The organism is Vogesella indigofera, from assembly GCF_003633895.1.
Taxonomy (GTDB): domain Bacteria; phylum Pseudomonadota; class Gammaproteobacteria; order Burkholderiales; family Chromobacteriaceae; genus Vogesella; species Vogesella indigofera.
This window is the reverse complement of sequence record NZ_RBID01000011.1, coordinates 232,136-255,412: the sequence shown is the minus strand read 5'-3', so window position 1 is coordinate 255,412 and position 23,277 is coordinate 232,136. Positions and strand designations below refer to the sequence as shown.

Sequence of the window (23,277 nt, the reverse complement as noted above, 5' to 3'; positions counted from 1 at the left end):
GGTTCCGGCATGGTGCAGGGCAACACGCCCGGCAGCAAAGCCTGATTGTAGCGCCGATCCGCCGCACGCGTCGCCGTCCGGCGGAGCAATGTCGTACAATGGCGGGCATTTCCAGCCCCGCCCCGTACAAAGCCATGAGCCAATTCCGTATTGCCCCGTCCCTGTTGTCCGCCGATTTCGCCCGTCTGGGCGAGGAAGTCCGCGACGTGATCGCCGCCGGCGCCGACATCATCCACTTCGACGTGATGGACAACCACTACGTGCCGAACCTGACCATCGGCCCGCTGGTCTGCGAGGCGATCCGTCCGCACACCACCGCCCCGATCGACGTGCACCTGATGGTGACCCCGGTCGACGCCCTTGCCGCCAGCTTCGCCAAGGCCGGCGCCGACATCATCACCTTCCATCCGGAAGCGTCGCACCACATCGACCGCACCCTCGGCCTGATCAAGGACGCCGGTTGCAAGGCCGGCCTGGTGCTGAACCCGGCCACCTCGCTGTCGCACCTCGACCACGTGATGGACAAGCTGGACATGATCCTGCTGATGTCGGTCAACCCCGGCTTCGGCGGCCAGCGCTTCATCCCGCAGACGCTGGACAAGGTGCGCGCAGTGCGCCAGCGCATCGACGAGTACACCGCCAAGCATGGCGGAGAGATCTGGCTGGAGGTGGACGGCGGCGTGAAGGTCGACAACATCGCCGAGATCGCCGCCGCCGGTGCCGACACCTTTGTCGCCGGCAGCGCCATCTACGGCACCCCGGACTACAAGGCCACCATCGACGCGATGCGCGCCGAACTGGCCAAGGTTGGCCGCAAGTGAACGGCTACGTCGTCACCGGCGCCTCGCGCGGGCTGGGCGCGGCGCTCACCGCGCAGCTGTTGCGTGACGGGAGCCGCGTGGTCGCCGTCGCGCGCGACTGCAGTGCGCTGCCGGAACACCCGCAGCTGATCACGCTGGACGCCGACCTGGCCGACAGCAGCCTGCTGCCGCTGCTGCTGGAACGGGCGCTGGCGGCGCTGGGTGACTGCGACAGCCTGACGCTGATCAACAATGCCGGCACGGTGCAGCCGATCGCGCAGGTCGGCGCCTATCCGCCCGGCGCGGCGGAACAGGCGATCGCGCTGAACCTGACCGCGCCGCTGCTGCTGTGCGACGCCTTTGTCGCGCGCAGCGCCGGCCACGATGGCGTCCGCCGGGTGCTGAACATCTCCTCCGGCGCCGCTGCCAACCCCTACCCTGGCTGGAGCGTGTACTGCGCCAGCAAGGCCGGCGTCGACCACTTCACCCGCACCCTGGCCGCCGAGCAGCAAGGCGCTGCCAGGCCGCTGCTGGCGGTGTCGCTGTATCCCGGCGTGATCGATACCGGCATGCAGGGCGAGATCCGCGCCGCCGATCCGGCGCAGTTCCCGCACAAACCACGCTTTGACGCACTGAAGGCCGACGGCCAGCTGACTTCGCCCGCCGCCGCCGCGGCAGCGATTGTCACCTACCTGCACAGCGCCGCGTTCGGCAGTGTGCCGGTGCTGGACATCCGCCAGCTGTAGGCGCCGCCAACACCACCCTGATCCTGCGTTGCGCCGCCGTACTAAGTGTCCTGTCTGCGTCGGCGCACCTCGGCCCAGGTGCCCTGCGAGGTTTTCTTAGAACCTGTTCAAGGTCTCGCGAGCTAGAGCGAGACAAGGCAAAAACGACTGAGGAAGCGGAATTTACAAGCAGTAAATGAGCATTCCGAAGGCGTTTTTAACGCCGTATCGCCGAAGCGCAGCAGACATTGAACAGGTTCTTTGCGGCGCTACGCCGTCATGGCACACCAGGTTGGCCGCAATGCAAAACAGCCCGTCACCATGGTGACGGGCTGTTTTGCTGTTGCCGTGTTACTGGGCGCGGGCGACCGGTTTCGGTTTGCGCTTCGCCACCGGCTTGGCCGCTTTGGCGGCCTTCGCCGGTTTTTTGACGGCCGGTGCTGCGGCAGCGGCTTCCTCGGTCGCTTCCGCCGCCAGCGCGGCCTCGTCCAGCGGCGCCTCGTCGTCAGCGTCTACCGCTTCTTCCTCGTCATCGGCCGGGCGCTTGCCGCCCAGCCACGACGGCGGCTGCAACTCGGTGAAACTGACCACATTGTTCACCGTCGGTTGCATGCTGAACACCGGCTGGTCGTGGTTGCTCAGGCGCACCGTGGACGCCACCGTCACCGCCAGCTCCTTCTCTTTCGGCACCGAGAACTCGCGCAGCTCGCTGATGCCCAGCAGCTTGCCGCTGCGGCTGACCAGCAGGTCGGTCTGCGAGCTGGTCTGCAGCTCTTCCTGCGACGCGTCCAGCAGCGGGCCGACGGCGGTGGCGAACTCCTCCACTTCCTTCTGGTGCTCACCGGCATGACGGCGCGCCAGCTGCAACAGCTCCTGCACCGCCTGCTTGCTCATTTTCGCCTCGGCCAGCGGGTCCAGCGTCAGGCGGATGCGATAGCTGGCGCCGGCCTGGCGCGCCGCCTCGTCCAGCGGCTGGAAGGTATAGGCCTTGCTATCGACGGCGGCGTAGATGTTCTTCGCCACCTGCGGCAACTCCGCCAGCACCGCGTCTATCGGCAGCTTCTTCACCTTGTCCTGCGGCGCCTGGAACATCACGTACTTGCCCTTGTGCTCGCCGCGCAGCACCGGGATCGCCAGATCCAGTACCGAGGCGTCCACCCACAGCGTCAGCGTGTTCAGCTCGGCCAACATCGGCAGGCGCAGCCAGGTTTCGGCGTTCGGCCGGCTGAAGCGGAAGGTCGGCGTCATCTCGACACGGCTCTTGCTCATGTCCACCGCGCCGCGCAACTCCAGGCTGAACGACTTGGCCACTTCGCCGATCACGTCGCCCTCCACCAGGCTTTCCACCTTGCCCGGCAGGCGGATCGCCTTGACGCGCACTTCGCCATCGAAGTTGTAGCGCGCCAGCCGCGCGTTCTGTTCGATGGTGTGGATCGCCGCCGCATCGGCGGTCTTGTTGGCCAGCGGCGAGGCGCAGCCGCCCAGCAGCAGGCCGGATAGCGTCACGGCAACAGCCAGTGCACGAGGTTTCATGATGTCCTTTCGATAGAAACAGCCAGCCACGCCGGCGCAAGCGCCACCGCGCGGCAAAACCGGGCATGCTACTGATTTGTCATTTCCGCTGCAAGCAACACATGGCGGTGGCGCACCGGGCTTCCGGTATAATTGGCGCCATCTTCAACCCGTGCCGCCCGCCGTCACGCTACCGCCCCGCCCCACGCTGACCATGAATCTGACACACATCAAGGCCGTCGCCTTTGACCTCGACGGCACTCTGGTTGACTCCATCGCCGACCTCGCCGCCAGCGCCAACGCCATGCGCGCCGAACTCGGCCTCGCCCCGCTGGCCGCCGAACGCATCCAGTCCCACGTCGGCGACGGCGTCGCCAGCCTGGTGCACCGAGCACTGACCGACAGCCGCGACGGCCAGGCCGACACGGCGCTGTGGGAACGAGGCTTCACCTTCTTCATCCAGCACTACTACCGCCACCTGACCGTACACACCAAGATGTACCCCGGCGTCGCCGAGGGCCTCAACCTGCTGCACGGCTTCGGCCTGCCGCTGGTGGTGGTCACCAACAAGTCGGAACGGCTGGCGTTGCCGCTGCTGGCGCAACTGGGCATCGACAGCGCCTTCAGCCTGATCCTCGGCGGCGACAGCCTGCCCGAGAAAAAACCGTCGCCGCTGCCGCTGCGGCATGTCGCCGAGGTGCTGGGCATCACCCCGCAGCAGATCGTGATGGTCGGCGACTCGGAAAACGACGTGCTGTGCGCCCGCGCCGCCGGCGCGCTGCCGGTGGCGGTCAGCTATGGCTACCGCGATGCGGCCAACCTGCACGCCGATCTGGTGATCGACAGCCTGGTCGAGCTGTTCGCGCTGCTGAAAAAATCCGCCGAACTGCCGCAAAACCTGCGCGTATAAGGGCACCACGCCTGCTGCCTCTGTACGGCGCAGGCGTTTTTGCGTAAGAATAGCCGTTCCGTTTCCGCATCCACACTTGATAAAGCCTGCATCATGAGATTCCAGCCCGATCGTGCCAGTTGGCGATGGCGACGCTAAACGCCGCCCCGCCCCGCTCCTTTTGACCTGACACCCTGGAACGACCATGACACCGCAACAATTCGCCGAACTGGCCAGCGCCGGTTACAACCGCATCCCCGTCACCCTCGAACTGTTCGCCGACCTCGACACCCCGCTGTCGGTATACCTGAAGCTGGCCAACCAGCCCTATTCCTACCTGCTGGAATCGGTGGTCGGCGGCGAGCGCTCGGGCCGCTACTCCTTCATCGGCCTGCCGGCCACCACCCGGCTGCGGGTGCAGGGCTTAAGCGTTCAGGTGGAATACGGCGACAAGGTGATTGAGCGCCACGAAGGCGACCCGCTCGCCTTCATCGAGGCCTTCAGCCAGCGCTTTCACACCCCGCCCATCGCCGGGCTGCCGCGCTTCACCGGCGGCCTGGTCGGCTACTTCGGCTACGACACCGTGCGCTACGTCGAGAAAAGGTTGGCCGCCACGCAAAAGCCGGACCCGGTCGGTACCCCCGACATCCTGCTGATGCTGTCGGAAGAACTGGCAGTGGTCGACAACCTGTCCGGCAAGCTCTACTTGGTGGTGTACGCCGATCCGGCGGTGCCGAACGCGCTGCAAAAAGCCAACGCTCGCCTCGGCCAGTTGCGTAACAAGCTGCGCGAGCCGGTGGCGATTCCATTGTCGCTGCCGTCGGTCGCCACCGAGGCGGTGTCGGAATACGGCGAGGAAGCGTTCAAGCAGGCGGTCAGCGACGCCAAGAACTACATCCTCGACGGCGACATCATGCAGGTGGTGCTGGCGCAGCGGCTGAGCATGCCGTTCGCCGAATCGCCGCTGGCGCTGTACCGCGCGCTGCGCAGCCTGAACCCGTCGCCGTACATGTTCTTCTACCACTTCGACGATTTCCACGTCGTCGGCGCCTCGCCGGAAATCCTGGTGCGCCGCGAGAACGACACCGTCACCGTGCGCCCGATCGCCGGCACCCGCCCGCGCGGCAAGACGCGTGAAGAGGATCTGGCGCTGGCGGAAGACCTGCTGGCCGATCCGAAGGAAATCGCCGAGCACGTGATGCTGATGGACCTCGGCCGCAACGACGTCGGCCGCGTCGCCGACACCGGCAGCGTGGCGATCACCGAAAACATGATCATCGAACGCTACTCGCACGTGATGCACATCGTGTCCAGCGTCGAGGGCAAGGTGCAGCCGCAGGTGTCCAACATCGACATCCTCAAGGCCACCTTCCCCGCCGGCACCCTGTCCGGCGCGCCCAAGGTGCGCGCGATGGAGATCATCGACGAGTTCGAGCCGACCAAGCGCGGCGTGTACGGCGGCGCCGTCGGCTACCTCGGCTTTACCGGCGACATGGACCTGGCGATCGCGATCCGTACCGCAGTGATCAAGAACGAGGTGCTGTACGTGCAATCCGGCGCCGGCGTGGTGGCGGACTCGGTCCCGGAATCGGAGTGGCTGGAAACGCAGAACAAGGCGCGCGCGGTGATCCGTGCCGCCGAGCTGGTGCAAAGCGGCCTCGACGCCTGAGCCCCACCCGCTGAAAAACATTGCGGCCAACCTTGTATCAAGGTTGGCCGCAATGCGTTTCAGTGCTGGTGTTGCGGCATGTCCGGCCAGCGGGCGTAGCGCTGCTCGATGCCGCGCCAGTTGCCGTCGCGCTTGAGCATGTGCAGCGCCTGTTGCAGTTGTTTCACCACGCCGCCGTCCAGCTTGCGGTTGCAGGCCAGGTACAAGTCGACACGGTTGAAGGCCAGCACCGGCTCGATGCGCGTGTCCAGCTGCCGTTGCAGCAGCAGGCCGTTGGCGGTGAAGCGGTCGCTGGCCCACAGGTCGATGCGGCGCTGCAGCAGCTTGTCGATGTTGTCGCGGTCCTGCGGCGCGGCATCGACCTTCATATCGTGCTGGCGCAGGTAGCTGTCGCGCACGTCGCCGTAATAGGTACCGATGCGCAGGTCGCGCACCTCATCGAGACTGCGAAACGAAATGAAGCGGCCGCGCAGCGCGTACAGCGTCCACTCGCTGTGCGTCAGCGGCCCGATCCACTGGAACGACGCCTCGCGCTCCGGCGTGCGCGTGACCGAGAACAGGCAGGATTGCGGCGTCGCCAGCACCGTGTTGTAGGCGCGCTGCCACGGATAGGCGCGCAGCCGGTACGGCAGATTGGCCTGGCGCAGCATCGCGATCACCTTGTCGGCGACAAAACCGCTGACGCGCTGCTCGCGCTCGATCTGGTACGGCGGAAAGTGTTCGGTGGCAAGCAGCAGGCTGTCGGCGCCGGCAAGATTGGCCGCGGCCAGCAGCAGCATCAGGATCAGGCGCATGGCAACCGTTCGGGGAAATGGGATCGGCGGCAAAGATAGCAGAAAGCCTTTCACAAAAAATTCTTTTTCTCACAAACACGATGACATATTTTGCCACTGTGGCACGGTTGCCACCGCCGGTACCGCTGTAGCCGTCGATGGACGCCGGCCGCGGACCGTGCGCGGCCGCGAATGCGACAGGGCGGCCCCTGGCCACGCTCAGCTCATCAGCCACTCGCGCAGGTACTCGCGCGCCTGGCGCAGCTGCGGCCCGGCCAGCAGCGTGATGCGCTGCGATTCGGCGCGGCCGACCTCGCTTTCGGTCGGCACGTACAGGCTGGCCAGCATCGCCTTGGCGTGCAGGCCGCCCAGGCCGGCGACGCTGTTGAGCTTGAACAGGTTTTCCAGCCCCACGCCGCGCTGCTGGAAGCTGGTGGGGGCGGCGGTCTTGCACTCGATCAGGTACAGGTGGTTGTTGCACAGGATCGCCACATCGTATTCGTTCTCGACATTGTGATGGCTGATCTTGACGCCGACGGCGGCATCGCTGATCGGCAGGATCTGCGCCAGCTCGGCCACCTGCGACAGCAGCCACACCTCCAGCCAGCCGCCGGCAAGAAAGAAGCGCGCCCGCGGATCGAGGCAGCGCATGTGGCCGCTATCGCGGAACTCCACCATGCCGCTGGCCAGCAGCCAGTCGTACAGCACGTGTTCGCCGCTGGACAGCGGGTGCTGGCTGAATTGCTGCTCGTCCAGGTCGTTGCACAGCCGGTTGAGTAGCGACAGCGACTTCGGGCGCAGTGCGGCGTGTTCGGCCAGATCGCGCGCCAACTGCTCGTGGCGCGGGCTGCGCCGCTCCAGCCGGTAGTGGATGGCGAGGATGCGGCTGCCGTAGAGCGCGAAATAGGCCTCCAGCGACAGCCCTTCGGCGATTTCGGTGCCGCTGTGCAGGCGGCTGCTCTCGCCGCCGAGCAGCCAGATCAGGCGGTCGTTGTCGTGCTCCACCGCCATCAGCGGCAGCCGGTGTTCGCGCGCCAGATCGTAGGCCAGCGCCGCCTGTACCGGCGACGCGGCGCTGATATTGAAACAGACACCGCCCTGCACCAGCTCCTGCAGCCGCTGCCGGAGCGCCAGCGGCTGGCTGTCCGCCGGCAGCGTTTCCACCGCCGCGGTCAGGTGCAGCTTTTGGCAGACGCCGAGGATGTCGAAGGCGAGATCAAGGTGGGCGCGGTGGCACAGCAGCGTCACCCGGTCGATGTCAAAACGCGGGTCCAGCGCCGGGGTAATGATGTCGCTGACGACATGGTCAACAAAGGCCAACAGGTGCATGACGCGCTCCAGCGGGACAGGGCATGACTGAATTCTATGCCCAAGCCCGCCGCAAATGCCACGTCCATTGCCGCGCCGCGCGCGTCAGTACAAGCGCTTGGCCGCCAAGCTTGGCGCCGGCTCAGGCGCACGCCGCGGCGCGCGGCTGCGCCTGCTGGCGGATATCGGCCACCAGCGCCGCCAGCTGCGCCAGCCCGTCCTGCCACTGTGTATGACCGGACGCGACATTGATATGGCCGGCGTCGCGCAGCCAGTGCAGCGGGCTTTGCCACAGCGCCGCCATCCGCGCGCTGCGCAGCGGCAGGCTGAACGGATCGCTGTCGCTGGCCACCACCCGCGCCGGGAACGGCAGCGCCAGCTCCGGCAGCGGCGCGAACGGCTGCAGTGCGGCCGGAGCGCTGGCGCGCTCGACATCGGCCGGCGCCACCAGCAGCGCACCGGCAAGCTTGTTGCCGTAACGCGCCGCGTAATGCGCGACCGTGGCGCAACCCAGGCTGTGCGCGATCACGATCACCGGCTGCGTGGCGGCCGCCACCGCCGCGTCCAGCGCAGCCAGCCAGTCGTCCAGCTGCGGCGTCTGCCAGTCGTGGTTGGCCACCCGCGTTGCGGCCAACGTTTGCTGCCAGTGGCTCTGCCAGTGCTCGGGGCCGGAATTGTTCCAGCCCGGCTGGATGATGTAGTCGAAGCCGGAAAAATCGTGTGCCATGCTGCTGCCCCCAAGGTATGGAAAGATTCTGCCGTCACCATAACCGCGTCCTTATATTTCCAAAAATAATTATTTTTTGTTTTGTTATTCTTTTTGAAAATATAAAAGCCGGCAGCATGGGCTGCCGATCTGCTAAAATCGCCGCCTGCCTTGGTGCTTCGCCGGCGCACGCCGGCAAGTTAAACGGGAAACAGGTGACCCCTGTGCTGCCCCCGCAACGGTGCGTTTCTTTAAGGTCTGCCGGCCCTGCCGCCACGACTGCCCTGCCCATCGCCACTGTGAGTCATCACGGGAAGGCGGGCAGACGGCGAAACCAGCCCGGATACCGGCCACGGCGAACGCGCGCACTGCCAGTCAGTGCGTCCCGACACATGCTGCGGAGGGCGGCATCCGGTCAGATTGCTGATCCGTGCGCCTGACGCCTGCCCCTTCCGCGATTCCGATATCGCGCCCATGTCCCACAGCCTGACGCTGGACCGCCCGTTGCGCGGCGCCCTGCGCTTACCCACCCTGCCCCTGTTGACACTGCTGGCGCTGCTCAGCGGCGGCAGCCTGCTGCTCGCCTGCAGCAGCGGCTCCATCGCGCTTGGCGCCGGCGAACTGTGGCTGGCCGCCAGCGGCCACGGCAGCCAACTGGCCGACACCCTGCTTAGCCTGCGACTGGAACGGGCGCTGACCGCCTGGGTCACCGGCGCCTCGCTGGCACTGGCCGGCGTGCTGATGCAGTCGCTGCTGCGTAATCCGCTGGCCGATCCTTACGTGATGGGCGTCTCCGGTGGCGCCTCGGTCGGCGCGCTGCTGGCGCTGTGGCTGGGGCTGGCGCTGTGGCAGGTAGACAGCGCCGCGGTCGCCGGCGCGTTGACGCTGTCGGCGCTGCTGTTCCTGCTGGCGCGCCGCGATTTCGCGCGCAGCAGCGGCACGGTGCTGCTGCTGCTCACCGGCGTGCTGCTGTCCGCCGCCTGCGGCGCGCTGATTTCGCTGCTGCTCACCATCGCGCCGGACGCGCAATTGCGCGGCATGGTGTTCTGGCTGGTCGGCGACATCGCCGGCACGCCGCTGCGGCCGTGGCCGTGGCTGGCCCTGCTGCCGGCCGCGCTGCTGGCGTGGTGGCAGGCACCGGCGATCAACCTGCTGGCGCTGCACGGCGACCACGCGCTGACGCTGGGTGTGCCGGTGGCCATGTTGCGCCGCCTGCTGCTGGTGCTGGCCGCGGTGCTGACCGCCAGCGCCGTCAGCCAGGGCGGCAGCATCGGTTTCATTGGCCTGATGGTGCCGCACGCCTGCCGCCTGCTGTGTGGCCCGGACCTGCGCCGGCTGATCCCCGCCGCCGTGCTCAGTGGCGCCGCGCTGCTGGTGCTGGCCGACACCCTGGCGCGCACCGTCGTCGCACCGATGCAGCTGCCGGTCGGTGTGCTGACCGCGCTCCTGGGCGTGCCGGTGCTGTTCTGGCAGCTGCAACGCACCCGCCGGAGGCTAGCCTGATGCTGCACTGTGACCAGCTCACCCTCCGTCAGGGCCGCCGCACGCTGCTGCAGCCGCTCACCTGGCAGGTCCGCGCCGGCGAATGCTGGTGGATCGCCGGCCGCAACGGCTGCGGCAAAAGCACGCTGCTGGCCACGCTGGCGGCGCTGCGCCGCGCCGACGGCGGCCACATCCGCCTGTGCGGCCAACCTTTGCCGCAGCTGACGCCGCGCCAGCGCGCACAACGCCTCGCCATGCTGCCGCAGGCCAGCCACGACGCCTTTGATTACGCGGTGCAGGATGCCGTCGCCGCCGCGCGCTTTGCCTGGCCGGACGCCGGCGACAACCCGCAACGCGTCGCCGCCGCGCTGGACGCCTTCGACCTTGGCCGCCTGGCGGCACGGCCACTGCAGGCCTTGTCCGGCGGCGAGCGCCAGCGCGTGGCGCTGGCCAGCGTGATGGCGCAGGATGCGCCGCTGATCCTGCTCGACGAGCCGTCCAATTCGCTCGACCTCGCCCACCAGGCCGCGCTGCAGCAGCAGATCGGCCGCTGGTGCGCGCAGGGCAAGGCGGTGCTACTGGTCAGCCACGACCTGCAGCTGGCCCCGGCCTGCGCCAGCCATGCGCTGCTGCTCGACAAATACGGCCAGCACCGCCAGTACCCGCTGGCCGAACTTAACGCCGAACACCTCGCCGCCGTGCTCGGCTATCCGCTAACCCGACTCCACCACGCAGGCCACCCCTGCTTTTTACCCGGACACCCATCATGAGCCACACCGAAGACCAGGGCCGCACCGAGCGCCACAACGCACGCATGGCGCGCAAAAAAGAAATCATGGACGCCAAGATCGCCGCCGCCAGCGAACACCGCGGCGTGTTCATCGTCAACTGCGGCAACGGCAAGGGCAAAAGCTCCAGCGGCTTCGGCATGGTGATGCGCGGCCTCGGCCACGAGATGCAGGTCGGCGTGGTGCAGTTCATCAAGGGCGCGATGTCCACCGGTGAAGAGCGCTTCCTGCGTCGCTTCCCCGACAAGGTGCAGTTCCACGCCATGGGCGAGGGCTACACCTGGAACACGCAGGACCGCGAGCGCGACGTCGCCCGCGCCGGCGAAGCCTGGGAAATAGCGCGCCAGATGCTGCAAGACCCGGCCATCGGTCTCGTGCTGCTCGACGAGCTGAACATCGCGCTGAAATACAAGTATCTGGATGTGGAAGACGTGCTCGACGACATCATCGCCCGCCCGCCAGGCCAGCACGTGATCGTCACCGGCCGCGGCGCGCCGCAGGCCATCATCGACGCCGCCGACACCGTCACCGAGATGACGCTGGTCAAGCACGCGTTTGCCGCCGGCATCGCCGCACAGCCCGGCATCGAGTGGTAACACCCCGACACACCATCACGCCGGCCCGGTTCCGGCGCAAGGTTGGCCGCAAGCGCATTGCGGCCAACCTTGCCGGCCATCGCCATCGCGCCGGCAACGGCACACCCATGCGTGACCGGCCCCGCCCCTCGAAATGAAAGCGAGCCCATGAGCTGCAAAGCCCTTCTCCTCTCCGCCATCGCCTCCGGCCAGGGCAAGACCACCGTCACCGCCGCCCTCGCCCGCAAGCTCTCGCGCGCCGGCCAGCGGGTGCGCGTGTTCAAGACCGGCCCCGATTTCATCGACCCGATGCTGCTGGCCGCCGCCAGCGGTAGCGGCGTCGACGTGCTGGACCTGTGGATGTGCACCGAGGCGCAGTGCCACGCGCTGCTGGCCGAGGCGGCGCGGGAGTGCGACTACCTGCTGATCGAGGGCGTGATGGGCTTGTACGACGGCCAGCCGTCCAGCGCCGACCTGGCCCGCCACTTCGGCGTGCCGGTGCTGGCGGTACTGGACTGCTCGGCGATGGTCGGCACCGCGCTGGCCATCGCCCGCGGCTTGCGCGATCATGGCCGGCTGCCGTGGGCGGGGATGCTGGCCAACCGCGTCGCCAGCCCCGGCCACGCCGACATGATCCGCGCCTGTGGCACGACGGAGCTGCCGGTGGTCGGCCACCTGCCACGGCAGGCCGAGTCGCTGCCGGAGCGCCACCTCGGCCTGCACCTGCCGTCCGAGCTACCGGATCTGGCCGCGCGGCTGGATGCACTGGCCGACGCGCTGCACCTGGACGACGCGGTACTGGCGTCGCTGCCGGCGTTTGCACCGGCACCACAGGCGCAGCCGGCCTTGCCACCACTGCTGGCCGGCCGCCGCATCGCCATCGCCCGCGACGCCGCGTTCGCCTTCATCTATGCCGCCAACTTGCGCACGCTGGCGGCCATGGGCGCGACACTCGCCTTCTTCTCGCCGCTGGCCGACGAGGCCATCCCGGCCGGTGCCGACGCCGTCTGGCTGCCCGGCGGCTATCCGGAACTGCACGCCGACACCCTTGCGGCCAACCTTGGCTGGCAAGCCAGTCTCAAGCACGCCGTCGCCGCCGACACGCCGCTGTGGGCGGAATGCGGCGGCATGATGGCGCTGACGGAAAGCCTCACCGACACCGACGGCCACCACCACGCGATGGCCGGCGTGTTACCCGGCAGCGTGCGCATGGGCAAGAAACTGGCAGCGCTGGGCAGCCAGGCCTGGCCGCACGCCGCCGGCGAATTGCGCGGCCACACCTTCCACTACTCCAGTTTCGACACGCCGCTGGAACCGCTGGCCCACTGCCAGCGCAAGGACGGCCGTAGCGGCGGCGAAGCGGTCTACCGTCACGGCAGCGTGCAGGCCTCGTACTTCCACGCCTACTTCGCCAGCAATCCGGCCGCCGCCGCCGCGCTGTTCCTGCCGCCATGCGGCGCAGCGCCATGCTAAGTGTCGCCGCGCCGATGGCGGCGGCGCTGCTGCTCGACCGCCTGCTGGGCGAGCCGCGCCGCTATCACCCGCTGGTCGGCTTCGGTAATGCGGCCAAGCTGCTGGAAAAAACACTCAACGTTGGCCGCAAGCGCCTGCTGCGCGGCCTGCTTGCCTGGCTGCTGCTGGTGCTGCCGCTGCCACTGGCCCTGGCCTGGCTGCTGGCACAACTGCCGGCGCTGGTCGCCGCCGCCCTCAGCGTGGCGGTGCTGTACTTCACCCTCGGCCGGCAGAGCCTGCTGGAGCACACCCGCCCCATCGGCGCGGCGCTGCTCTCCGGCGACCTGCCGCAGGCGCGCGCGCTGGCCGGACGCATCGTCAGCCGCGACCTGCGCGACGCCGACGAGGCCGCCGTTACCCGCGCCGCCGCCGAATCGCTGCTGGAGAACGGCCACGACGCGGTGTTCGGCGCACTGTTCTGGTTTGCCGTCGGCGGTGCGCCGGCCGCGCTGGCGTTCCGCCTCGCCAACACCCTCGACGCGATGTGGGGCTACCGCAACCCGCGTTTCGAGCGCTTCGGCAAGGTCGCCGCCCGCGCCGACGACGCGCTCGGCTTCGTGCCGGCACGGCTAACCGCGCTGGCCTACGCGCTGGCCGGCAACACCCGCCTCGCGCTGCGCTGCTGGCGCCAACAGGCGCCACAGTGGGACAGCCCCAACGCCGGCCCGGTGATGGCCGCCGGCGCCGGCGCGCTGGGCGTGCGGCTGGGCGGTGCCGCCACTTATCATGGCCAGCTGGAGATGCGGCCAAGCCTGGGTGACGGCGCCACGCCCGCCGCCGCCGACATCGCCCGTGCCGCGCGGCTGCTGGACCGGGCGCTGCTGCTGTGGCTGCTGCTGGCGCTTCCCCTATGAATACGCTCAAACCCGTGCACGGCGGCAACCTGCACGCCGCCATCGCCACTTACGGCGGCGAGCCTGCCGACTGGATCGACCTGTCCGCCGCGCTCAACCCGCGGCCCTACCCGGTGCCGGCCTTCCCGAGCGCGCTGTGGCACACACTGCCGCAGCCGGACGCTGCCTTCATTGCCGCCGCCTGCGCCTACTACGGTGCGGCCAAGCTGTTGCCCGTCGCGGGCAGCCAGGCGGCGATCCAGGCGCTGCCGCGACTGCGGGCGTCCGGCCGCGTTGCCGTCGCCCACCCCAGCTACGGCGAACACGGCTGGCGCTGGGCGCGGCACGGTCATGCCGTCAGCCGCCATGCCCATGCCGACATCGGCGCACAGGCCGGCCACGTCGACGTGCTGATCCTGTGCAATCCGGACAACCCGTCCGGCCACGCCTACCCGGCGGCCAGCGTGCTGCGGTGGGCGGAGCAACAGGCCGCGCGCGGCGGCTGGCTGCTGGTGGACGAGGCGTTTGCCGATGTCACTCCGGCGCTGTCGGTCACCGCCCACGCCGGCCGGCTGCCCGGCCTGATCGTGCTGCGCTCGCCGGGCAAGTTCTTCGGCCTTGCCGGCCTGCGCCTCGGCTTTGTCGCCGCCGAGGCCGCCATCCTGCAGCAGCTGGACGAGGAGCTGGGGCCGTGGACCATTCCCGGCGCGGTGCAGCACCTCGCCACCGCCGCGCTGCGTGATGGCGCCTGGCAGCAGCAGGCGCGGGCCGATCTCGCCGCTCGCCGCGCAAGGTTGGCCGCACTGCTGGCCGCGCAGCGGCTGCCGCACGCCGGCTGCGACCTGTTCGCCGGCGGCGAGTACGCGCCCGCCGCCGCGCTGCAGCGGCATCTGGCAACGCAACACATCTGGTGCCGGCTGTTTACCGAGCCGGCGCCGCGCTTCCGCCTCGGCCTGCCGGCCGACGAGACCCACTGGCAACGGCTGGCCGCCGCACTGGCCAGCTTCCGTGACAAGGACACCTCCGCATGAAACGACTCCTCCCGCTGCTGGCCTGCCTGCCGGCCCTGGCCGCCCCGGTCAGCGTCATCGACGACCAGGGCAGCCGCGTCAGCCTGCCCGCCCCGGCGCAGCGCGTGATCAGCCTGGCGCCGCACGTCACCGAGCTGGCCTTTGCCGCCGGTGGCGGCGCGCGCCTGATCGCCGTCGACGACAACAGCGACTACCCGGCGGCCGCCAAAGCGCTGCCCAAGGCCGGCAGCTTCCGCGCCATCGACCTGGAACGCATCGTCGCCGCCAAGCCGGACCTGCTCTTGGTGTGGCTGCACGGCCCGTCGGCGCGGCAGCTGGAGCCGCTGCGCCAGCTCGGCATCCCACTGTTCTACAGCCAGCCGAAGCGCTTTGCCGACATCCCGTCCAACCTGCGCCGCATCGGCCAGCTGCTGGGCAGCAGCGCACAGGCGGAACAGGCGGCGCGCCGCTTCGAGCAGGATCTGGCCGTGCTGCGCCAGCAGCAACAGGGCAAGAGCAAGCTCAGCGTGTTCTACCAGGTGTGGGACAAGCCGCTGTATACCCTCAACGGCCAGCACATCGTCAGCGACGCCATCGCGCTGTGCGGCGGCCGCAACGTGTTCGCCAGCCTGCCGGTCACTGCGCCGGTGGTCACCGACGAGGCGGTGATCGCCGCCAACCCGCAGGTGATCCTGTCCGCCGCCATGCGCCACAACGACGACCTGCTCAAGCGCTGGCAGCGTATGCCCGGCATCGCCGCGGTGCAAAACCGCCAGCTGCACCAGGTCAACGGCGACCTGCTCAACCGCCCGACCCCGCGCATGATCGATGGCACGCGCCAGCTGTGCGCCAAGCTCGACCTCGCCCGCCGCTAACCCGCTACCGCCTTCCGGAACCACCATGAGCCACTACCAACGCATTGCCTGCCTGTGCACCGAAGCCGTCGAAACGCTGTACCTGCTCGGTGCGCAGGATCTGATCGCCGGCATCTCCGGCTTTACCGTCTACCCGTCCGAGGCGCGCCAGGACAAGCCGAAGATCAGCGGCTTTTCCAGCGGCAAGCTGGAGAAGATCCTCGCCGTCGAGCCTGATCTGGTGGTGGCCTTCTCCAGCCTGCAGAGCGACATCCTCAAGGACGTGGCCGCCGCCGGCGTCGATATCCAGCATTTCAACCACCACGACCTCGCCGGCGTGCTGCGCATGGTGCGGGTGCTGGGTAGCCTCACCGGCAAGGAGGCAACGGCGCAAACGTTGGCCGCAAGCCTGCAGGCGACAATGGACGCCGCACGCGCCGAAGCTGCGGCCAACGATGCCGCCGGCCTGCCTCGGCCGCTGGTGTACTTCGAAGAGTGGAACGACCCGATCATCACCGGCATCGGCTGGGTCGGCGAGCTGATAGCCCTTGCCGGTGGCCGCGATGCCTTTGCCGAACTGGCCGTGCACAAGCGCGCGAAAGAACGCATTCTGGCCGACCACCGCGAGGTGGCCGCGCGCGCGCCGGACCTGATCATCGGCAGCTGGTGCGGCAAGCGCTTCCGCCCCGAGACAGTAGTCGAGCGCGAAGGCTGGCAAGACGTACCGGCGGTGCGCAACTTCGAACGCGGCCACATCATCGAGATCAAGTCCGCCGACATCCTCGCCCCCGGCCCGACGCTGCTCACCCGCGGCCTGCCGCAACTGCAGGCGCTGATCCGGCAGTGGCACGCCGACCGCGCCGCCGGAGCGCTGGCATGAGCGCCCCGCGCTGGCCCTGGCCGACGCTGATGGTGCAAGGCTGCACCTCGGACGCCGGCAAGAGCACCGTGGTCGCCGCGCTGTGCCGGTTGCTGGCCGACCGTGGCCTGCGCGTGGCGCCGTTCAAACCGCAGAACATGGCGCTCAACAGCGCCGTCACCGTTGACGGCGGCGAGATCGGCCGCGCGCAGGCCTTGCAGGCCGTCGCCGCGCGTGTGGCGCCGCACAGCGACATGAACCCGGTGCTGCTCAAGCCCAGCTCCGACACCGGTGCGCAGGTCATCATCCACGGCCAGGTGCGCGCCGACATGAACGCGCGCGACTACCACCAGTACAAGACCACCGCGATGCAGGCGGTGCTCGAATCCTACAGCCGCCTGCAGCAGCAGTACGACGCGGTGATGGTGGAAGGCGCCGGCAGCCCGGCCGAGATCAACCTGCGCGAGCGCGATATCGCCAACATGGGCTTTGCCGAGGCGGTGGACTGCCCGGTAATCCTCGTCGCCGACATCGACCGCGGCGGCGTGTTCTCCCACCTCACCGGCACGCTGGACTGCCTGAGCCAGAGCGAACGCGACCGCGTCATCGGCTTCGTCATCAACCGCTTCCGCGGCGACATCAGCCTGCTGCAAGGCGGCCTCGACTGGCTGGAAGCCAAGACCGGCAAGCCGGTGCTGGCGGTGCTGCCCTACCTGCACGGCCTGATGCTGGACGCCGAGGACGCGGTGCAGACGCAGCAGCAGAAAGGCGACTTCAACATCGTGGTGCCGGTGCTGCCGCGCATCAGCAACCACACCGACTTCGACGCGCTGCGAGCCCACCCCGGCGTCAACCTGCACTTCGTCGGCCCCGACGCGCCGAAGCCGCCGGCTGACCTGGTGATCCTGCCCGGCAGCAAGAACACCCGCGCCGATATCGCGTTTCTGCAGGCGCAAGGTTGGCCTGAATACCTGCAGCGCCACCTGCGCTACGGCGGCAAGCTGCTCGGCATCTGCGGCGGCTACCAGATGCTGGGCCGCCACATCCACGACCCGCTGGGGGTGGAAGGCCAGCCCGGCAGCAGCGCGGGCTTAGGCTACCTCGCCATCGATACCCTGCTTGCCGCCGCCAAGACCCTCACCCGCCGCGAAGGCCGCTTCGCCAACGCCGACGCCGTGGTGAGCGGCTACGAAATCCACATGGGTGTGAGTAGTGGCCCGGACTGCGAACGGCCGGTATTCATGCTCGACGACGGCAGCGTCGACGGCGCCGTCAGCCCCGATGGCCAGATCATGGGCAGCTACCTGCACGGACTGTTCGACCATCCTGATGCATGTCAAACGCTATTGCATTGGGCTGGCATGGACAATGCCACGGGGGTAGACTTGGCTGCGCTGCGCGAGGCGAGCATTGTGAGGCTGGCTGAGGCGAGTGAGGGGTTGTATTTGAGGTTGGCGGGGATGTGCAACTGTGCATTGCGGCGGAAACACCGCATCGCCACATGGTAGGTTGGCGCTGAACGAAGTGAAGCCCAACGTTGGCCGCGTGATTAACTGGGCTACAGTTTGGCTGATCTTCATATTTGCTCGGTCGACGCAGGGCTAATCAGCAATACATTACGAATGCATCAATTTTGCACACTAGTGCTTTGGGGGACTTTCTGCAATGTTGACTTTTAAGACTCAGTTTCCAATTGCCGTAACAACTAAAATGTCTGCCTTTATGGATTGTTGCCGAACTTGGATCATCAAAAGCCCACACACAAAACTTGCCAACTCAATTCCCTACGATGTCCATGAAGGATCCTTTGGAGATGAACATGAATCTGTCCGTTTCGCGCTTTTTGAATCTGCAACCACATCTACTGGCGGTGTTCGTTATGAGAAGACAGACAATGATGAAGTTCGTTGGATCACTGACGTAATTGGTCATAAATCAAATAATAGCTTTTGGGTAAGTGTTCAACTAAGTGTAGATTCAGAGCTTCCCGTTGAGCGCCTAGAGCAAGGAAAGCGCCCATACATAGTCAAACTGTTGATAAGTACGTTTGCAGGTGGTCATGATGGTGACTTGCCAGTTACTGACAATCCAATATTTCTATCAACCTCTGATACCGATTTCGCAGCAAAGATCATCTGCGCTGGTACAGGAAGCGTAATGCCCGTGGTTTACATCAGTCGTAATCACGCAGAAGAACTCATCATAGATCCAATCCAGCTTGCCAAGTGGCTTTCAGGAATGGCTCATGTTGTCGCAGAACCAAACCGAAAATTCTCATCCCAAATCACACGCCACGTTTATGGTGAAAATGTATACGGCGGCGCAGTAGCCATTTACTGGCCTGATGGAATCGGAAAATGGATCTATCTCCCTAACCAGTATGATTCAATTAGCTCACTACAGGCAGCTATCGTTAGGAAAATTAGATTTTCCTTACTTTATCAACGTTTACGTCGTGAATGCACTTGGTCACACCTACAGGAAATGACTTCTCGACAAAAGCTTGAGGCGCTCCGCGCCTCTGGCTCTGGCAATATTGATGATTACATCAAGCATTTTGATAAAGAAATTTCAGCAAAAGATGAAGAAATAAAACGCCTTGAATCCGAGCTTGCCCGTGTTAGATACAGCAAACATGAAATGCGCACCTCCCACAGAGATGGTCATAACTCAATAAATCTTGAAACACTAGAAAATGACTTATATCAAGGGGAGCAAATTGGTTTGATTGTAGATGCTCTAAAAGCTGCAAAAGGTTCTGCAGAACCCCATTCGCGCAGATATGACATTCTTACGAACCTAATCAGCCTTAATGAAAACCCTGGTGATCGCGATGAAATTCTTGATCGACTAAAGGAAGCGCTACGTCAGTACACATCAATGAACGGATCTGTTCGGGCCGAGTTTGAAACTTGTGGATTCGTGATCCATGAAGATGGGAAGCATCACAAACTACTTTTTCAGGATGACAAGCGTTATCCATTTACCCTTCCCAAGACAGGAAGTGACTGGCGGGGCGGACTGAATGCATTTTCAGACCTCAAGAAAAGGTTGTTCTAGCAAGTAGCCCGGATAAGCCTAGGCACATCCGAGAATTTATGATGTTGATCGATAGCCAACCCGCCATGCCTTGAAGGCCGTAAGGCGAGTCAAACGTCTACTCGTACGGTGCTGTCACCCGAAGGGGCGACGCACCATTTTCCCAAACCCCCGCTCGCCATCCGCCCTCCGACTTTAGCTCGGTCGGGTTAGCGCAGCGTAACCCGACGTGCCTGCGGCCAACCTTGTACCTTTTGCTTTCGTGTTTTCCGAGCGCATGCCGCTTTGCCTTTGTCCGTGCCTTCCGAGTGCTTCCGTGGCAAAAACCAGAACGCTTCGTCACGACAAGGTTGGCCGCAAGCCTTGCTTCTCCTCCCCCGCCCCGCTACCGTAACGCCACCATGCCCCACCATCACCAAGGAACCCCGATGAGCGATACCGCCGATTTCTGGAATACCCGTTTTGCCGTAAGCGAATTCATCTACGGCGAGGCGCCGAATGATTTTCTGCGCGAACAGGCGCCGCGCCTGGCGCCGGGTAGCCGTGTGCTGAGTCTGGGCGAAGGCGAAGGCCGCAACGCGCTGTTTCTGGCCAAACTGGGCCATGCGCTGACGGCGGTGGATGCCTCGCACGAGGGGCTGGCCAAGGTGCTGGCGCGTGCGGCGGCGGCCGGGGTGGACATCACCGCGGTGCTGGCCGATCTGGCGCGTTTCGAGCCGGGCATGGCGCAGTTTGATGCGGTGGTGTCGGTGTTCTGCCACCTGCCGTCGGCCTTGCGCCGCACGGTGATGACGCGCGCGATGGCCGCGCTGAAGCCGGGCGGACTGCTGATCATGGAAGGCTACACCCCCCGCCAGCTGGCGTTCGGCACCGGCGGGCCGAAGGATGCGGACATGCTGCTGGAGGCCGAGATCGTGCGCGGCGAGCTGGCGGGGCTGGAGCTGCTGCACTTTGTCGAGCTGGAGCGCGAGGTGGTCGAGGGCAGCTACCACACCGGCCGCGCCAGCGTGCTGCAGGTGGTGGCGCGCAAGCCGTAATTCGTTGCGGCCAACCCTGGCCGCAGCCCCGTTGCCCTTCCCCTGCCGGCCCCGCCGCCGCGTCCGCGCCATGCCCCGGTAATATCATGCCGCCGCGTGGCAAGCGGCACGCCACGATGCACACCATGTACTAATGTTAAGAATCAGCCGGCCATTTTATGGGGTGCCCCCCGCGTGTGGCCGGCAGGCAAGCGATGGCACGGGGAGAAGTCTATGCCGGACGAGCTGAATTTCCAGTACATGATCGACACCTTGCAAGGTGCCTTCATCATGGCGGACAGCGCCGACATGACGGTGATGGCCGCCAACCAGCTGGCGTCGATCCAGCTCGGACTGCCGCTGTCGGAGCTGCTGGGCCAGCCGCTGGCGCGTTTTGTCAGCAAGCCGTCGCTGGATGACATCCTGCGCAACATCCAGCGCCAGGATCTGGTCTACAACCTCGAAGGCGAGCTGTGTTCGGCGCGCGGCCGCTGCTTCCCGGTACTGCTGTCGGCGCGGGTGGTGGCCTGGTCGTACCCGACGCTGATCTTCACTTTTTCCGATCACAGCCAGCACATGCTGATGAACGAGCTGCTGAAGAAGAAGGACGAGCTGTTCGAGCGCGTGCGCCAGCTGATGCCGGCCAGCGACGAGGGCATGGCGGAGGATCCGGACGACTACATCAGCGGCGTGCTGTCCGCGGGCCAGCTGCTGGAGCGCACCGGCATCGAGGTCGGCCACGCGCGCCGCTACCACGATCCGCTGGCGGCACTGCAGATCCACGCCGAGGTGGTGCCGATCCGCAACCGGGAGCCGCTGGGCGCCTACAATCGCGCCCATTTCCGCCGCATGGTGAGCTATCTGTGCGTGCAGAGCAGCCGCGACGGCGATCTGGTCGGCCGCCACGAAAACGGCACGCTGGTGATGCTGCTGCGGCAGACCACGCTGCTGGATGCGGTCAAGGTCGCCAAACGGCTGCAGCAACGGCTGGGCAGCTTTACCTTCTGGCCGGATGGTGCCAATTGCGAGACCAGCACCTGCATCGGCCTGAGCACCTGGCACGAAACCGACCAGAATGCCCGCCAGCTGCAGATCCGGCTGGAAGCGGCGCTGGCCAAGGCCCGCCTGACCGGGCGCAATACCATCGTCAGCCTGAGCTGAGCGCCGCGCTGCGGCCAACCCTGGCCGCCGGCGTTCTCGCATTCACGATCTCTCACACTCGCACGACACACGGCAAAAACAGCCGAGGCCGTGGCATTTACCGCTGGCACAGCGCAGTCTTAACTGCCATACCACCCCATCGGGAGCAGCCGCTGCCGACGGTGAACAGGCGCTCAGCCCGGCCGCGTCACGATCACGTAGTACTTCTCCACCGCCTCTACCACCTCGAACACGCCGCGGAATCCGGCCGGGATCACTGCGGCCTCACCCGGGCCGAAGGCTTCGGCGTGACCGTTTTCGGCGATTAGCTGCACCCGGCCGTGCCGGATGCAGAAGAACTCTTCCTTGTTGTCGGCAAAGGCGATGCGCCAGGCACCTGGCTCGCAGGCCCAGATGCCGGCGGCGCACACGCCGTCGCCGCTTTCGTACGCGGGCCAGGTGCGGCGCTGCGGGTTGCCGCTCACCAGCCGTTGCGGATTGGGATAGTCGATCTGGGCGCTGAGGTGCTGCCCGTCCACTCTGACGATCATGTGCTTGCTCCGTGATGGGGTAATGCCAAAGCCGGCGCGGCGCCGCATAGGGCGCACCGGTCTGGCGCAAAGGCGCTATTCAAGCAGATACGCGGCGCGGACTCCAGTCGCCCGCCGTGCACGCGCGGCGGCCGGTTTGCGGGCGCCACTACTGGCGAGCACGGTTGGCCGCAACGCTCACACTTGTACCGACGGCACGCTCTTCATGCAGCGTAGCGTGAAGTGCGAACGGCTGTGGCGGATGCCGGAAATCTTGTACAGCCTCTCGCGCAGAAAGCGTTCGTAACCGGCGGTGCCGTCGACGGCGACCTTGATCAGGTAGTCGTACTCGCCGGAGACCAAGTGCGCCTCCAGCACTTCCGGCAGCGCCGCCAGCTCCTCGCCGAAGCGCGCCAGCGTGCCCTCCTCGTGCGCGTTGAGGGTGACCTCGATCATCACCGTGTCCGGCAAGCCCATCTTCTGCTGGTTGATCAGCGCGACGTAGCCCTGGATGTAGCCGTCGTTTTCCAGTTGCCGGGTGTGGTTCCAGCACGCCGACGGCGACATGCCGACGCGCTCGGCCAGCTCGGCATTGCTGAGGCGGGCATTCTGCTGCAGCTCGTGGAGAATCTTCCGGTCTTGCGCACTGATAACACGATTGTTTTCCAACATTTTCATCCTTGAGAAACATTCTTCCGAAAAATGAAAATAGCAAAAATATCCTGCACAAGATAGCGCTTTGTAATGGCGCATTCGAAAGCCTGTTCCGCGGCGCGCGGGTTACAGTTTGAGCATGGTTCACCCCAGTGCAGCCTGGCCGCCACAAGCCGCCAGCCACCCCGGCAACACCACCCTGCCGGTACTGCAGACAGGCCACCTACCCGGCGGCAAGCGCCACCACACGGACACCCTCCGTCAGACGGCGACAACTGGCAACGGCGACCAAGGGCAATGCCCAGGGACAGTACACGCCGCCGGCGCGGAATCCGGCGGCAGGCTGCGGCCAACCTTTTGCATAGAAGGTTGGCCGCACGTCTTTTGGTGACGGTTTCTGGCGAGGTGCAGCGTGACAAGGCGAGCGACAGAGGCAGGAGCCCCGCATCGAGCGGGAGCAGGGAGACCGGCCATTGCGCGACAGGCTTGGCCGCCGGCATTCCCCGCGACCGCCGCCCTGTCACAAAGCGTCACATAGTCGATACAAAACCGCCGACCACGGATTTCTGCCGCTGCTTACACTGCAATCACGTAATGCAACAG

Annotated in this window: 22 protein-coding genes and 1 riboswitch; of the genes, 16 read left to right on the top strand and 6 right to left on the bottom strand. The window is 66.2% G+C overall.

The genetic code is table 11. The features are described 5' to 3' along the window. Positions 1–134 precede the first annotated feature (134 nt). Positions 135–821 carry a ribulose-phosphate 3-epimerase gene (gene rpe / locus C8E02_RS03535; RefSeq protein ID WP_120809660.1) on the top strand — a complete coding sequence of 229 codons (687 nt, stop codon included), beginning with the start codon at positions 135–137 and terminating at the stop codon, positions 819–821. After that, entirely contained in the window at positions 818–1,546 is a 729-nt protein-coding gene (locus C8E02_RS03530) for an SDR family NAD(P)-dependent oxidoreductase (protein WP_120809659.1), read from the top strand. Before rpe ends, C8E02_RS03530 begins: the two co-directional genes overlap by 4 nt. A gap of 330 nt (positions 1,547–1,876) precedes the next feature. On the opposite strand, the gene C8E02_RS17350 is transcribed toward C8E02_RS03530, so the two are convergent. Then, positions 1,877–3,058 (bottom strand): hypothetical protein, encoded by a 1,182-nt coding sequence (locus C8E02_RS17350; RefSeq protein WP_170152090.1) that lies wholly within the window; start codon positions 3,056–3,058, stop codon positions 1,877–1,879. Between the two features lie 193 nt (positions 3,059–3,251). Between C8E02_RS17350 and C8E02_RS03520 the strand changes: the two genes are divergently transcribed. Both C8E02_RS03520 and trpE read left to right on the top strand, forming a co-directional pair. Continuing rightward, positions 3,252–3,947, top strand: coding sequence for a phosphoglycolate phosphatase (locus tag C8E02_RS03520; protein WP_120809658.1), 696 nt, complete (start codon positions 3,252–3,254; stop codon positions 3,945–3,947). 184 nt (positions 3,948–4,131) lie between these two features. Further along, a complete protein-coding gene (gene trpE / locus C8E02_RS03515) occupies positions 4,132–5,595 on the top strand; it encodes an anthranilate synthase component I (RefSeq protein WP_120809657.1) in 1,464 nt (487 codons plus the stop codon). A gap of 59 nt (positions 5,596–5,654) precedes the next feature. Here trpE and C8E02_RS03510 read toward each other — a convergent pair whose 3' ends face one another. The 3 genes from C8E02_RS03510 to C8E02_RS03500 all read right to left on the bottom strand — a co-directional run bounded on the left by C8E02_RS03510 (position 5,655) and on the right by C8E02_RS03500 (position 8,403). After that, a complete protein-coding gene (locus tag C8E02_RS03510; RefSeq protein WP_120809656.1) occupies positions 5,655–6,389 on the bottom strand; it encodes a substrate-binding periplasmic protein in 735 nt (244 codons plus the stop codon). Positions 6,390–6,587: 198 nt separating this feature from the next. Continuing rightward, positions 6,588–7,697 carry a Card1-like endonuclease domain-containing protein gene (locus C8E02_RS03505; protein WP_120809655.1) on the bottom strand — a complete coding sequence of 370 codons (1,110 nt, stop codon included), beginning with the start codon at positions 7,695–7,697 and terminating at the stop codon, positions 6,588–6,590. A gap of 121 nt (positions 7,698–7,818) precedes the next feature. Continuing rightward, the gene (locus tag C8E02_RS03500; protein WP_120809654.1) at positions 7,819–8,403 is read right to left on the bottom strand and encodes an RBBP9/YdeN family alpha/beta hydrolase; all 585 of its coding nucleotides are present in this window, start codon (positions 8,401–8,403) and stop codon (positions 7,819–7,821) included. Positions 8,404–8,537: 134 nt separating this feature from the next. Then, positions 8,538–8,751: riboswitch (cobalamin riboswitch) on the top strand. Positions 8,752–8,856: 105 nt separating this feature from the next. On the opposite strand from C8E02_RS03500, the gene C8E02_RS03495 reads away from it, so the two are divergent. The 12 genes from C8E02_RS03495 to C8E02_RS03445 all read left to right on the top strand — a co-directional run bounded on the left by C8E02_RS03495 (position 8,857) and on the right by C8E02_RS03445 (position 21,511). Next, positions 8,857–9,885, top strand: coding sequence for a FecCD family ABC transporter permease (locus tag C8E02_RS03495; protein ID WP_120810082.1), 1,029 nt, complete (start codon positions 8,857–8,859; stop codon positions 9,883–9,885). Beyond that, positions 9,885–10,634, top strand: coding sequence for an ABC transporter ATP-binding protein (locus tag C8E02_RS03490; RefSeq protein WP_120809653.1), 750 nt, complete (start codon positions 9,885–9,887; stop codon positions 10,632–10,634). The genes C8E02_RS03495 and C8E02_RS03490 overlap by 1 nt, the downstream gene beginning before the upstream one ends. Beyond that, a complete protein-coding gene (cobO, locus tag C8E02_RS03485; RefSeq protein ID WP_120809652.1) occupies positions 10,631–11,248 on the top strand; it encodes a cob(I)yrinic acid a,c-diamide adenosyltransferase in 618 nt (205 codons plus the stop codon). The genes C8E02_RS03490 and cobO overlap by 4 nt, the downstream gene beginning before the upstream one ends. Positions 11,249–11,395: 147 nt before the next feature. After that, positions 11,396–12,700 (top strand): cobyrinic acid a,c-diamide synthase CobB, encoded by a 1,305-nt coding sequence (locus C8E02_RS03480; RefSeq protein WP_120809651.1) that lies wholly within the window; start codon positions 11,396–11,398, stop codon positions 12,698–12,700. Further along, the gene (gene cbiB / locus C8E02_RS03475) at positions 12,694–13,593 is read left to right on the top strand and encodes an adenosylcobinamide-phosphate synthase CbiB (RefSeq protein WP_120810081.1); all 900 of its coding nucleotides are present in this window, start codon (positions 12,694–12,696) and stop codon (positions 13,591–13,593) included. Before C8E02_RS03480 ends, cbiB begins: the two co-directional genes overlap by 7 nt. Further along, on the top strand, positions 13,590–14,603 hold the full coding sequence (gene cobD / locus C8E02_RS03470) for a threonine-phosphate decarboxylase CobD (RefSeq protein WP_120809650.1): 1,014 nt from the start codon (positions 13,590–13,592) through the stop codon (positions 14,601–14,603). Before cbiB ends, cobD begins: the two co-directional genes overlap by 4 nt. Next, positions 14,600–15,457, top strand: coding sequence for a cobalamin-binding protein (locus C8E02_RS03465; protein WP_120809649.1), 858 nt, complete (start codon positions 14,600–14,602; stop codon positions 15,455–15,457). The genes cobD and C8E02_RS03465 overlap by 4 nt, the downstream gene beginning before the upstream one ends. 25 nt (positions 15,458–15,482) lie before the next feature. Then, positions 15,483–16,316: an ABC transporter substrate-binding protein gene (locus C8E02_RS03460; RefSeq protein WP_120809648.1), complete on the top strand. Its 834-nt coding sequence runs from the start codon at positions 15,483–15,485 to the stop codon at positions 16,314–16,316. After that, positions 16,313–17,803 carry a cobyric acid synthase gene (locus C8E02_RS03455; RefSeq protein ID WP_120809647.1) on the top strand — a complete coding sequence of 497 codons (1,491 nt, stop codon included), beginning with the start codon at positions 16,313–16,315 and terminating at the stop codon, positions 17,801–17,803. Before C8E02_RS03460 ends, C8E02_RS03455 begins: the two co-directional genes overlap by 4 nt. Positions 17,804–17,960: 157 nt before the next feature. Then, the gene (locus tag C8E02_RS17120; RefSeq protein ID WP_147424421.1) at positions 17,961–19,355 is read left to right on the top strand and encodes a hypothetical protein; all 1,395 of its coding nucleotides are present in this window, start codon (positions 17,961–17,963) and stop codon (positions 19,353–19,355) included. 407 nt (positions 19,356–19,762) lie between these two features. Further along, the gene (locus C8E02_RS03450) at positions 19,763–20,371 is read left to right on the top strand and encodes a class I SAM-dependent methyltransferase (RefSeq protein WP_120809646.1); all 609 of its coding nucleotides are present in this window, start codon (positions 19,763–19,765) and stop codon (positions 20,369–20,371) included. A gap of 213 nt (positions 20,372–20,584) precedes the next feature. Beyond that, a complete protein-coding gene (locus C8E02_RS03445; protein ID WP_120809645.1) occupies positions 20,585–21,511 on the top strand; it encodes a GGDEF domain-containing protein in 927 nt (308 codons plus the stop codon). A 173-nt stretch (positions 21,512–21,684) separates the two neighbouring features. On the opposite strand, the gene C8E02_RS03440 is transcribed toward C8E02_RS03445, so the two are convergent. Further along, positions 21,685–22,041 (bottom strand): cupin domain-containing protein, encoded by a 357-nt coding sequence (locus C8E02_RS03440; protein ID WP_120809644.1) that lies wholly within the window; start codon positions 22,039–22,041, stop codon positions 21,685–21,687. Positions 22,042–22,218: 177 nt separating this feature from the next. Beyond that, entirely contained in the window at positions 22,219–22,692 is a 474-nt protein-coding gene (locus C8E02_RS03435) for an Lrp/AsnC family transcriptional regulator (RefSeq protein ID WP_120810080.1), read from the bottom strand. Positions 22,693–23,277 lie beyond the last annotated feature (585 nt).